At 72.1% G+C, this 11,438-nt stretch carries 11 protein-coding genes and 1 tRNA gene; 6 read left to right on the top strand and 6 right to left on the bottom strand.

The window, feature by feature from the left end:
• Positions 1-77: 77 nt before the first annotated feature.
• The 4 genes from J2X59_RS01750 to J2X59_RS01735 form a co-directional block, all read right to left on the bottom strand.
• Complete coding sequence (locus J2X59_RS01750; RefSeq protein ID WP_326495478.1) at positions 78-419, bottom strand: hypothetical protein; 342 nt, start codon at positions 417-419, stop codon at positions 78-80.
• Positions 416-610, bottom strand: a complete 195-nt coding sequence (locus J2X59_RS01745; RefSeq protein WP_251154663.1) for a DUF4244 domain-containing protein — start codon at positions 608-610, stop codon at positions 416-418. Before J2X59_RS01745 ends, J2X59_RS01750 begins: the two co-directional genes overlap by 4 nt.
• 180 nt (positions 611-790) lie before the next feature.
• Positions 791-1,582: a hypothetical protein gene (locus J2X59_RS01740; protein ID WP_326495476.1), complete on the bottom strand. Its 792-nt coding sequence runs from the start codon at positions 1,580-1,582 to the stop codon at positions 791-793.
• A gap of 47 nt (positions 1,583-1,629) precedes the next feature.
• The gene (locus J2X59_RS01735) at positions 1,630-2,688 is read right to left on the bottom strand and encodes a CpaF family protein (RefSeq protein ID WP_326495475.1); all 1,059 of its coding nucleotides are present in this window, start codon (positions 2,686-2,688) and stop codon (positions 1,630-1,632) included.
• Between the two features lie 543 nt (positions 2,689-3,231).
• On the opposite strand from J2X59_RS01735, the gene acs reads away from it, so the two are divergent.
• Positions 3,232-5,184, top strand: coding sequence for an acetate--CoA ligase (gene acs, locus J2X59_RS01730; protein ID WP_326495474.1), 1,953 nt, complete (start codon positions 3,232-3,234; stop codon positions 5,182-5,184).
• A 74-nt stretch (positions 5,185-5,258) separates the two neighbouring features.
• Here acs and J2X59_RS01725 read toward each other — a convergent pair whose 3' ends face one another.
• Together J2X59_RS01725 and J2X59_RS01720 are read right to left on the bottom strand one after the other, a co-directional pair.
• On the bottom strand, positions 5,259-5,720 hold the full coding sequence (locus J2X59_RS01725; RefSeq protein ID WP_326495473.1) for a RidA family protein: 462 nt from the start codon (positions 5,718-5,720) through the stop codon (positions 5,259-5,261).
• Positions 5,717-5,875 carry a hypothetical protein gene (locus tag J2X59_RS01720; protein WP_182046010.1) on the bottom strand — a complete coding sequence of 53 codons (159 nt, stop codon included), beginning with the start codon at positions 5,873-5,875 and terminating at the stop codon, positions 5,717-5,719. Before J2X59_RS01720 ends, J2X59_RS01725 begins: the two co-directional genes overlap by 4 nt.
• A gap of 50 nt (positions 5,876-5,925) precedes the next feature.
• Here J2X59_RS01720 and J2X59_RS01715 point away from each other — a divergent pair, with 50 nt between their 5' ends.
• The 5 genes from J2X59_RS01715 (at position 5,926) to J2X59_RS01695 (ending at position 11,418) form a co-directional block, all read left to right on the top strand.
• Positions 5,926-8,487, top strand: coding sequence for a transglycosylase domain-containing protein (locus J2X59_RS01715; protein WP_326495472.1), 2,562 nt, complete (start codon positions 5,926-5,928; stop codon positions 8,485-8,487).
• A complete protein-coding gene (locus J2X59_RS01710) occupies positions 8,478-9,440 on the top strand; it encodes a metallophosphoesterase (RefSeq protein ID WP_442781405.1) in 963 nt (320 codons plus the stop codon). The genes J2X59_RS01715 and J2X59_RS01710 overlap by 10 nt, the downstream gene beginning before the upstream one ends.
• 103 nt (positions 9,441-9,543) lie before the next feature.
• A tRNA-Pro gene (locus J2X59_RS01705) sits at positions 9,544-9,617 on the top strand.
• A gap of 155 nt (positions 9,618-9,772) precedes the next feature.
• Positions 9,773-10,801, top strand: coding sequence for a sensor histidine kinase (locus tag J2X59_RS01700; protein WP_326495470.1), 1,029 nt, complete (start codon positions 9,773-9,775; stop codon positions 10,799-10,801).
• Complete coding sequence (locus J2X59_RS01695; protein WP_326495469.1) at positions 10,798-11,418, top strand: response regulator transcription factor; 621 nt, start codon at positions 10,798-10,800, stop codon at positions 11,416-11,418. Before J2X59_RS01700 ends, J2X59_RS01695 begins: the two co-directional genes overlap by 4 nt.
• The last annotated feature ends 20 nt before the right edge of the window (positions 11,419-11,438 follow it).

Below are 11,438 nucleotides of genomic sequence, written 5' to 3'. Positions count from 1 at the left end.
CGAACCGCGGTCCTGCGCCCTGCGGACCGCGACGGTCCCGGTCGGCCGCACGCGCCGGTCAGGTCCCGACGGCCGCGTCATCCGCCCCCTCCTGCCGCGCAGCCGGTCGCGCGGAGCGGCAGGACCGCGAAGGGACCGGCCGGGGGCCCCTGCACGTCCACGCACACCAGACCGTCCTCGTGGCGGACCCGTGCGGTGGCACCGGGCACGGCGGCGAGTGCCGCGGCGGCCGTCCGCTCGTCGTCGCGCCCGAGCGCCCGTGCCGCCGTGCCTGCGACCGACCCGAGCCGCCCGGCACGGTCGACCAGGACCACGCCGGCGACCAGGGAGACCAGGACGAGGGCGACGACCGGGAGCCCGACGGCGAACTCCACGGTCACACTGCCGCGGTCGGACACGGGCGGACGGAGCCCGGTCACGGGACCAGTGCCCCGCGGACGAGGTCGGTCAGGATCTGCTGGACCTCGCCCGAGCGCATCACGGCGACGAGCACACCGGCGAACGCCACCGCTGCAAGGATGACGACGGCGTACTCGGCGGTGGCCGACCCGTGGTCGTCCCCGGGGCGGCACCGACGACGTCCGGCACCGGGACGAGCGGGGACGTGCACGCTCGCGGCCCACCCCCGGGCCACGCCCGCCGCGTGTCCCGGTGACGGCGCCGGCGCCGGCACCCGTGTCGGCTGCGGAGGTGTCGAGTCGGTCATGGTGTTCCCCTCTCTCTGTGGTGGTCCCACGTTCGCCCACCGGGGGGCACCGTCCGACGCTCGGCGGGTCGGTCTGTGGACGGTTCAGCGGAGACCACCGACGGTGGAGGAGAGGACCCCGACCACGACCGGCACGACGCCCACCAGGACGAACGCCGGCAGGACGCACACGCCGAGCGGCAGCACGAGCCGGACGGCCAGTCGCTCCGCCGCAGCGAGGCCCGCCGCAGCGGCGTCGTCCCGGGCGTCCTCGGCAGCGGCGCGCAGCAGCTCCGCGGCGGGCACCCCGGCGCGACGACTCAGGACCAGCACCTCGTGCAGCCGCGCCGCCTCGACCCCGTCACCGGCGGTTGCTCCGAGGGCTCCGCGCACGGCTGCTTCCGCCGACTGCCACGACCCACCACCGGTCAGCGCCACCGCCCACGCGTCGAGCAGGACGCCCGGCACGTGCCCGTCCGGCGTCACGGCGTCGACCAGCCGTCGGGTCCAGCGCTGCCCGACGAGCACGAGTCCGGCCGCCGCTGCGCAGCAGATCCACCCGACCGGCCGGGTGAGGAGCACGACGAACGCGTCCGCGCCCCACACCGAACCGAGTCCGAGCCCGAGGAGCGGCAGCGCCAGCACGACCCGAGCACTCGTGCGCGGTCCCGACAGGGCGACCCGGACGGCACGGTCGGACGCGGCCGTCCGGCGCATCGCCGCGGCCAGGGCGCGCAGGGCACCGGCAGAGGGCGCCCCGGTCCGCTCCGCCACCTGCAGGACGAGGCGGACGTCCTGCCAGGCGGGAGCGACGGCCTCGGGCACGCCACCCACGAGGGCCCAGGCCCGCGGTGGTGGCACCCCCGCACCGACGAGCACCGCGACCCGGTCCAGCACGCGCGCGGCTCCAGCTGCGTCCGGACCGACCCGACCGCGGCGGCGACTCACGGGCCGGCGCGTCCGACCGGGCGGACCTCGAGCCGCCCGTCGCGGTCGATCCCGCACGTCCCGACCGCCGTGATCCCCCGCCACGACGACCGCCGCTCGACGTGCACGACGAGGTCGACCGCGCTGACGACCTGTCGCGCGAGCGCCTGCGGGCCGAGACCGGCCAGTACCCCGAGGGCCTCGAGCCGCGCTCCGACGTCGGTGAGACCGTTCGCGTGCAGGGTGCCGGCCCCGCCGTCGTGCCCGGTGTTCAGGGCCCCGAGGAGCTCACGGACCTCGGCACCCCGGCACTCCCCCACCACCAACCGGTCCGGGCGCATCCGGAGTGCCTCGCGCACGAGCCGGTCGAGCCCGAGCGCACCGGTGCCCTCGGCGGTCGCCTGTCTCGCCTCGAGCGTGACGACGTGCGGGTGCTCGACCCGGAGCTCCGCGGTGTCCTCGACCGTGACGATCCGCTCGTCGTGCGGCACCGCGCCGAGCATCGCCGCGAGCACGGTCGTCTTCCCGCTGCCGGTGGCGCCCGTGACCAGGACGTTGCGCCTCCGGGCGACCGCGTCCTCGAGCACGGCCCGGGGGACGACACGGAAGGCACCGAGGCGTTCCAGGCCGGCGAGCGTCGGGCGCTCCGGCCGCGGCAGCCGGACGGACAGCGTGGTGCCGCCGACGGACACCGGCGCGAGGACGACGTGCACGCGCACCCCGTCGCCGTGCCGCACGTCGGCGCACGGCGTGGTCTCGTCGACGTGGCGGCCGCCGAGGGCGACGAGCTCGGCGGCGAGCGCGCGCGCACGCCGCTCCGGAAGCTCGGGGCGGACGCGTTCGAGGCCGCGACCCCGGTCGATCCAGGTGCCCTGCCCGCCGACGACGAGCACGTCGGTCGTCTCCGCGTCCGCGACCAGGGCCGCGAGCTCCTCGAACACCGACGGATCGAGGGTCCTGCGCCGCCGAGCACGCGCGGCGCCCGGCAGGAACGGCACGCCGCCCGGCTCAGCAGGGACGCCGGGACCGGTGGCGTCGTGATCGGCCCCGGGGGCGTCGGCTCGGTGGCGGTGCATGCGGTCGACGCTAGGTCGGTCGGCGGCGGCCACGGCAGGAATCGGTATGTCGTGTGGACGGCTCCCGCTCGACACCCTCGAGGTGCCGTGTTGTACCCCGTTACGCAAAGCCGTACCCCGTTCGGTGTCCGCAGGCGACCGTGCGGAACCGACGGCACCGGGCCCGGCGGCCGGTCGCCCGGGCACCCTCCGAGCGGACGCCGTCGCGAGCGGCCCTGCAACGAGGACGTGGACAAGTCTGTCCACTCTTCGGCACCAGGACGCCGATCGAGCCGTGCCACGCGAGCACGCTGCGCGACAGGCGTCGGGGAAAAAGAAGAGGCGGCACCTGTTGGGGGGAACCGGTGCCGCCTTGACATCGGTGGATTGGGGGGAATCCGGCCCGGTGCCACCGGAAACGAGTCCGGCAGGAACCACTGTACCCCATGACGACCCGTGCTCGGCAACCCCTCGGCCGGAATGTCCGCGGGGCCCCGCAGCACGGTCCCGCACCGGGGGTAGTCTCCGACTGCACCCCAGCCGCAACGATGCGAGAGGACACCGATGTCCACACCGACCCAGGCCGACGAACGCCACGAGGACGGCCCGACCTTTGCTCCCCCGGCGGACTTCGTCGCGGACGCCGTCGCGCGGGAGGACCTGCACGAGGCGGCCGCCGCCGACCGCGAGGCGTTCTGGGCGGACCAGGCCCGGACCCTGCTCGACTGGCGCACACCGTTCACCCGGACACTCGACTGGTCGGGCGCGCCGTTCGCGAAGTGGTTCGACGACGGCACCCTCAACGTGGCCGAGAACTGTCTCGACCGGCACGTCCGCGCGGGCAACGGCGACCGGGTCGCGATCCACTTCGAGGGTGCACCCGGCGACACGCGTCGGATCACCTACGCGGAACTCACCGCCGAGGTGCAACGCGCCGCGAACATGCTCACCGACCTCGGGGTCGCGCAGGGCGACCGCGTGGTCGTCTACATGCCGCTGGTCCCGGAGGCCGTCGTCACGATGCTCGCCGTCGCCCGGATCGGCGCCGTCCACTCGGTCGTCTTCGGCGGCTTCAGCGCCGAGAGCCTGCGCGCCCGCATCGAGGACGCCGGCGCGAAGCTCGTCGTCACCGCCGACGGCGGCTGGCGGCGCGGCGCGGTCTCCCCGCTGAAGCCCGCGGTGGACGAGGCACTGGCCGGCGAGGGCACCGACTCCGTCGAGCACGTGCTCGTGGTCAGGCGCGGCGGCAACGACATCGCCTGGAACGACCGCGACCTGTGGTGGCACGACGAGCTCGCGAAGGCAGCTCCCGAGCACGAGGCGGAGGCGTTCCCCGCCGAGACGCCCCTGTTCGTCCTCTACACCTCGGGCACCACCGGGAAGCCGAAGGGGATCGTGCACACCTCCGGCGGCTACCTGACACAGGCCGCCTACACGCACCGGAACGTCTTCGACATGCACCCGGAGAAGGACGTCTACTGGTGCACCGCCGACATCGGCTGGATCACCGGTCACTCCTACGTCGTCTACGGCCCGCTCGCGAACGGCGTCACGCAGGTGCTCTACGAGGGCACCCCGGACGAGCCGCAGCCCGGCCGCTGGTGGGACATCGTCGACAGCTACGGCGTCACCGTCCTCTACACCGCGCCGACCGCCGTCCGCGCCGCGATGAAGGCCGGCCGGCAGATCCCCGAGGCACGGAGCCTCGAGTCCCTCCGCCTGCTCGGCAGCGTCGGGGAGCCGATCAACCCCGAGGCGTGGCAGTGGTACCGGCAGGTCATCGGCCACGACCGGACGCCGATCGTCGACACGTGGTGGCAGACCGAGACCGGCGCGATCATGATCTCGGCGCTGCCCGGTGTGACGAAGCTGAAGCCCGGAGCCGCACAGACCCCGCTGCCGGGCATCGTCGCCGAGATCGTCGACGATGAGGGCCACCGCACCGACCCCGGCGAGAGCGGCTACCTGACGATCACCGAGCCGTGGCCGTCGATGGCCCGTGGCATCTGGAACGATCCCGACCGCTTCGTCGAGACCTACTGGAGCCGCTTCCCCGGCCGCTACTTCGCCGGCGACGGCGCGCGGCTGGACGGGCAGGGCGACATCTGGGTGCAGGGTCGCGTCGACGACGTCATGAACGTCTCCGGCCACCGGCTCTCCACCGCCGAGATCGAGTCGGCCCTGGTCGGGCACGAGGGCGTCGCCGAGGCCGCCGTCGTCGGTGCCGCGGACGAGACGACCGGCCAGGCCGTCGTCGCGTTCGTCATCCTGACCGCCGAGGCGGCCGAGGGTGCCGACCGCGACGCGGTCGCGAAGGAACTCCGCGACTGGGTCGGCAAGCGCATCGGTGCGATCGCGAAGCCCCGGCAGGTCGTCGTGGTCCCGGAGTTGCCGAAGACCCGCTCGGGCAAGATCATGCGTCGCCTGCTGCGCGACGCGGCCGAGGGCCGTCGCATCGGCGACACGACGACGCTCGCCGACCCGACGATCATGGCGACCATCGCAGAGCTCATGTAGCCGGAACGACGCGAGCCGCGCCTCCCGACCGGTCTGGAGGCGCGGCTCGCGTCAGCTGCGTCGCTGACGGTCCGTCAGTCGGTGAGCTCCACCACCAGCTCGACCTCGACCGGTGCGTCCAGCGGGAGCACGGCCACGCCCACCGCGCTGCGCGCGTGGACGCCGGCGTCCCCGAACACCTCGCCGACGAGCGTCGACGCGCCGTTGGCGACCGCGGGCTGCCCGGTGAAGGACGGGTCGGACGCGACGAACACCGTCACCTTGACGACCCGGGCGACCCGGTCCAGTGAGCCCGCGACCGACTGCACCGCGGCGAGGGCGTTGAGCGCGGCCACGCGCGCCTGGGCGGTGGCGGTGTCCGCGCCGACCGCGGCACCGACCTTGCCCGTGACCGACAGCGCCCCGTCGACGAAGGGCAGCTGCCCGGCCGTGTACACGTACTGCCCGGTGAGGACGGCCGGTACGTAGGCGGCGACGGGCGCAGCCACCTCCGGGATCGTCAGGCCGAGTTCCGCCAGGCGGTCGGCGGTGCTCACGCGTCGGCCTTCGGGCGCTTCAGGTAGGCGACGAGCCCGCCCTCGGGGCCGCTGACGACCTGGACCAGCTCCCACCCCTCGGAACCGAAGTTGTTGAGGATCGCGGCCGTGTTGTGGATGAACAACGGAGCGGTGAAGTACTCCCACTGAGTCATGCGGTTCCTTGCCAGCCTTTCAGTCGTGGGCGTCGTTTAGGCTGCATCCTATGTCTGCCCAGAAGTCTGCCTCGCGGACCAAGCCCGTCTCCGCGATCGGCGCCTTCGTCGGTTTCGTCGGTTTCAGTGCGCTCGCTGGTCTGCTGGTCACGATCGGGGTCACCCCGGCGATCGCCGTCGCCGGCGTCACGACGACCTCGACCATCGGCGTGTTCGAGTCCCTGCCGGAGTACATCGAGATCGGTGACCTCCCGCAGCGCAACGAGATCTACGCCTACGCGAACGGGCAACCGGTCAAGCTCGCGACGGTCTACGACCAGAACCGCGAGGAGCTCAAGTACGACCAGATCAGCGACCAGCTGAAGAACGCCGCGATCGACGGCGAGGACAAGCGCTTCTGGGACCACGGCGGCGTCGACATGACCTCGCTCGTCCGCGCCGGCGTCGGCAGCATCGCCGGCGGCCTCGGCGAGTCCGGCGGTGGCTCGACCCTGACGATGCAGCTCGTCCGCAACATCAAGATGCAGCAGGCCCTCGAGCTCCCGTCCGAGGAAGAGCGCCAGAAGGCCTACAACGACGCCGTCGAGCAGACCATCCCCCGCAAGCTCGAGGAGATGAAGCTCGCCATCGGTCTGGCGAAGAAGTACTCGCACAAGGAGATCCTGACCGGGTACCTCAACATCGCCTACTTCGGCGACCAGACGTACGGCGTGCAGGCCGCCGCACAGCACTACTTCAACAAGTCGGCGACCGACCTCACGCCGGCCGAGGCCGCTTCGATCCTCGCGATCGTGCAGTCGCCGAACACGCGCAACCTGGCGAACGAGAAGAACTACGGGGCGAACAAGGCTCGCCGCGACGTCATCCTCAAGTCGATGTACGCGCAGAAGCACCTGACCAAGGACGAGTTCGACAAGGCGATCGCGTCGGAGCCCAAGGACTACGTGCACCTGACCGAGCCGAACCAGGGCTGCCAGTCGGCGGCCGGCAACGGCGCGCAGTTCTTCTGCGACTACGCGGTCAAGGTCGTCAAGCAGATGTCACAGCTGGGCGGGACCCAGAAGGAGCGCGACCAGGCGTGGCGCAACGGCGGCTACAAGATCCAGACGACGCTGGACATCAACCTGAACGGGCAGCAGAAGGACCTGCTGAACACCTACGACCCGAACACCGAGTCGCGGCTGCAGCTCGGCGGCGCGCTCAACTCGGTCGAGGCGTCGACGGGGCGCATCCTGACGATGGCCCAGAACAAGGACTACGACCAGTCCCTGCAGTCCCCGCCGACGGCGACGTCCATCAACTACAGCGTCGACAAGGAGTACGGCGGCTCGATCGGCTTCCAGGTCGGCTCGACCTACAAGGTCTTCACGCTGCTCGACTGGCTCAAGGCCGGGCACGGCCTGAACGAGAGCGTGAACGGTACCCCGCACAACACGTCCCAGTGGACCCAGTGCGGCTCCACGATCACCTCGCCGTGGGCTCCGAAGAACGACTCCGCGGGTGAGAACGGCCAGTTCACGGTCGCCCGTGCCACAGCCCTCTCCGTGAACGCAGCGTTCGCGTCGATGGCCGCGAAGCTCGACCTGTGCGACATCCGGCAGACCGCAGTCGACCTCGGCGTGCACTCCGCCGACGAGAAGACGGAGCTGAACGCCTACCCGTCGTCCATCCTCGGGACCAACAACATCGCGCCGCTGACCATGGCGTCGGCGTACGCGACCATCGCCAACGGCGGGACGTACTGCTCGCCGATCGCGATCGACGAGGTCACGAACGCCGCGGGCAAGAAGCTCGGCGGCCAGCCGAAGCAGTGCAAGCAGGTGCTCGACCCGAGCGTCGCAGCCACCGCTGCGTTCGCCATGCGCGGCACGATCCAGTACGGCACCGCGCAGGGCGCCCAGACCCCGGACGGCACGCAGCTGTTCGCCAAGACCGGCACGACGGACGACGCCGACCAGATCTGGCTCGTGGGTGCGAGCTCGAAGGTCGCGACCGCCTACTGGCAGGGGAACACCGACGGGGCGAAGAACAACCTGCGCCACTACTACAACACCGCGGGGTACGGCTCCTACGCGTCGCAGCGTGCGCACGTGTGGCAGCAGGCGATGATCCCGATCAACCAGCTGCACCCGGCCGACCCGTTCCCGACGCCGTCGCAGACTGCGCTGCGCGGCAACAGCGTCAACGTTCCGGACGTCCGTGGGAAGACCGCGGACGAGGCCCGTGCGACGCTGGCCGGTGCCGGCTTCACGTACGTCGACGGCGGAGCCCAGCCCGGCGGCGGCACCCCGGGGACGGTCTCGTCGACCTCCCCGGGCCCGGGGTCGCTCCTGTCGACGGGGTCCAGCGTGACCGTGTACACGACCGACGGCAGTCAGACGACGGTCCCCCAGGTCACCGGGAAGAGCGTCAGCGATGCCCGCGGTGCCCTGCAGGATGCCGGCTTCACGAAGATCGCGCTCTCGGACGGCTACGCGAAGGGCGACGGCGACAACAAGTGCAGCGTCGCCGCGGTCGACCCCGGTGAGGGCACCGCGGTCGGCAAGGACGCGACCATCACGCTGCAACTGTTCGGCAACAAGAACGGCAAGGCCCCGAAGGAATGCCGGTGAACCGTGGTCGCGCCGCGCTGGGAGTGATCGCAGCGGGCGCGACCGTCGGAGCGGCGACGGCGGCGTGGGGTTCCCTCGTCGAACGTCGCCGCTTCGGCATCCGCTGGGAGACCGTCCCGGTGCTGCCGCCGGGGTCCCGGGACGTCACCGTCCTGCACCTCTCCGACATCCACATGGCGCCCTGGCAGGCCGACAAGCAGCAGTGGCTCCGCGACCTGAGCCTGGTCGAGCCCGACTTCGTCGTGAACACGGGCGACAACCTCGGGCACCCCACGGCCAACACTGCGGTCGAGTACGCACTCGAGCCGTTCCGCGGCGTCCCGGGCGCCTTCGCGCACGGCTCGAACGACTTCTACGGCCCCTCCCCGCGGAACCCGTTCAAGTACTTCACCGGCCCGAGCAGCCACCCCACCGGCCGCCGTCCGGTCGAGCTCGACATCGACCGGCAGACCGCGTTCTTCGAGTCGCTCGGGTGGCTCGACGTCAACGACCAGTCCCACGCGATCGAGCTCCGCGGATCGCGCTTCGAACTGTTCGGCACCTCGGACGCCCACCGCGACTGGGACCGTCTCGACCTGCTGCCGACCAACGTCGACGAGATGCGCAGCGCCGTGCCGTGGACCGAGGACGAGGACGGCCCATCCCCCGTCGCGATCGGCATCACCCACGCCCCGTACCGGCGTGTCCTCGACGCCTTCGTCGACCAGGGTGCGGACATCGTCTTCGCCGGGCACACGCACGGTGGTCAGGTACAGGTGCCCGGGGTCGGCGCGCTCGTCACGAACTCCGACCTGCCCCGGCAGTACGTCAGCGGTCTGCACCGGTGGCAGCACCGTGGGCACTGGTCGTGGCTCGAGGTCTCGGCGGGCATCGGTACGTCGATCTACGCTCCGGTGCGGTTCTCCTGCCGCCCCGAGGCCGTGGTCGTGACCCTCACGGCGAAGACCTCCTGACGCGAGCCGCTGCGACGCGCCCGGGTGTACCGCGAATGGTCGTGAGCACCCTCGAACGTCCGGTAGACTTTCCTGGTCGCTCCGATTCGGAGCAACCACACCGCGGGGTGTGGCGCAGCTTGGTAGCGCGCCTCGTTCGGGACGAGGAGGTCGCAGGTTCAAATCCTGTCACCCCGACACTGTGTTGAGACAGTAGAACAGCAGGGCCCCGATCCACTCGGATCGGGGCCCTGCTGTTTTCCCGGGTGGCTCCTCTCCGCCTGTGTCCGGCGACACAACGCCCGGCCGTCGAGCACGTCGACGAGACCGGGGCCGCTACGCTCGCAACCGTCATGACGATCCCCGCCCCGCTCGCCACCGTCCTCGCGGAGATCGGCGCGCACTTCCCCGAGCTCGCCGACGACCCGGTCCTCGCGCAGAGCCTCCTGGACAACGTGACGTCCATGATCGGCGAGGCCCACGAGCGTTACGCGACCGGCGACGGGACCGCGAGCGTCGTCAGCGACCGGTACCTCGACCCCGAGCACCTCGCGACCGGCGTCCTGCACGCCGAGCGCGCACAGCATCCCGCCGGTGCCATGCTGGCGGCCGAGATGCTGTTCGACGCCTACCTGCCGGTCTTCGTCGACGAGGTCGGAGCGCGCACCACGGACGAGGTCCTCCGCGCCGCCCGGGCACTGCACGCCGGCGTTTGGAGTCGGTTCCCCGCGGGGGCGATCGCCTACACGGAGGCACTCCGGCAACGGGTGACCTCGACGAACCTCGACTCGCGGGAGCAGATCGCCCGCGACCTGCACGACCGTGTCGCACACGGGGTGCTCGCGGGACTGCAGCGCCTCGACCTGGTGCTGCTCACCGACCCCGCGGAGGCAGAGCGGACCGCGCAGCTCGAGTCCGCGGCGCGGCTGCTCCGAGGGGCACTGACCGACGTGCAGGACCTCGCGCTCTCCCTGCACGCCAGGGTCGGCCAGGACCGGCTGGACGACGCCCTTCGGCGGCACGTGGACGACCTGTTCCCGGGGGACGACCGTCTGGTGATCACGACGACGGGCGTCGCCGGCACCCTGCCGAACTGGAAGGCCGAGGAGGCGCTGACGATCCTCCTCGAAGCGCTGACCAACCGGCGGAAGCACGCGCCCGGTTCCACAGCGTCCGTCGAGTTCGCGTGGTCGCCGGGGACGGTGGTCGTGACGGTGCGGGACGACGGCCCCGGGTTCGCTCCCGACGCCGTCGCCGAGGGCCGCCTCGGGCAGCGCACCATGCGTGAGCGGGCCGGCGTGCTCGGCGCCCGACTGGACGTCGAGAGCGCCCCGGGCTCGGGCACCGTCGTCCGGCTGACCGTCCCGAGGGGAGCCATGTGACCGCCGTCACCCACGTCGCGATCGTCGACGACCACCGACTCTTCCGCGAGGGGCTCGCCACGATCCTGGCAGCGGTCCCGACGATCCGGGTCGTCGCGCACGGGGAGCGCCCGTCCGACGTGCTCGACTCCCCCGAGGCGGCCGCGATCGACGTGCTCCTGCTCGACGTCGAGCTCGACGGGCCCCCGGCGCGGACCACCATCGCCGCCGTTCGCCGCCGGCACCCGCACATCAGCGTCGTCGTCCTGACGATGCACCGTGACGCCGTCCTCCGCCGCGCGCTGCTCGACGCCGGAGCCGTGGACTTCGTGACGAAGGACGCCCCGAGCCGGGAGCTCGTCGACCGGATCGTCCGAGCGACCCGCCGGGGTGCGGGTCCCGTGACGTTCCCGGTCGACCTGGTCACCGACGCCCGCGCCGGCTCTCCGCTCAGCGACCGCGAGATGGAGGTGCTCCGCCTCGTCGCCGATGCGCGGTCCAACGCCGAGATCGCCACCGAACTCGGGCTCGCCGTCGGCACGGTGAAGCGGCACGTCTACAACGTCTACCGGAAGCTCGACGTCGGGACGCGTGTCGCGGCGATCACCGCCGCGACACGCCTCGGACTGCTGGCCTGACGGCTCCCACGGCCGGACGG

Source organism: Curtobacterium sp. 260, assembly GCF_030803485.1.
Classification (GTDB): Bacteria; Actinomycetota; Actinomycetes; order Actinomycetales; family Microbacteriaceae; genus Curtobacterium.
This window is presented reverse-complemented; position numbering and strand designations above follow the sequence as displayed.

Coding starts and splice junctions, on each gene's coding strand:
- J2X59_RS01735 (WP_326495475.1), bottom strand. CDS start 2,688: ATGCACCGCCACCGAGCCGACGCCCCCGGGGCCGATCACGACGCCACC.
- acs (WP_326495474.1), top strand. CDS start 3,232: ATGTCCACACCGACCCAGGCCGACGAACGCCACGAGGACGGCCCGACC.
- J2X59_RS01710 (WP_442781405.1), top strand. CDS start 8,478: ATGCCGGTGAACCGTGGTCGCGCCGCGCTGGGAGTGATCGCAGCGGGC.
- J2X59_RS01700 (WP_326495470.1), top strand. CDS start 9,773: ATGACGATCCCCGCCCCGCTCGCCACCGTCCTCGCGGAGATCGGCGCG.
- J2X59_RS01715 (WP_326495472.1), top strand. CDS start 5,926: ATGTCTGCCCAGAAGTCTGCCTCGCGGACCAAGCCCGTCTCCGCGATC.
- J2X59_RS01720 (WP_182046010.1), bottom strand. CDS start 5,875: ATGACTCAGTGGGAGTACTTCACCGCTCCGTTGTTCATCCACAACACG.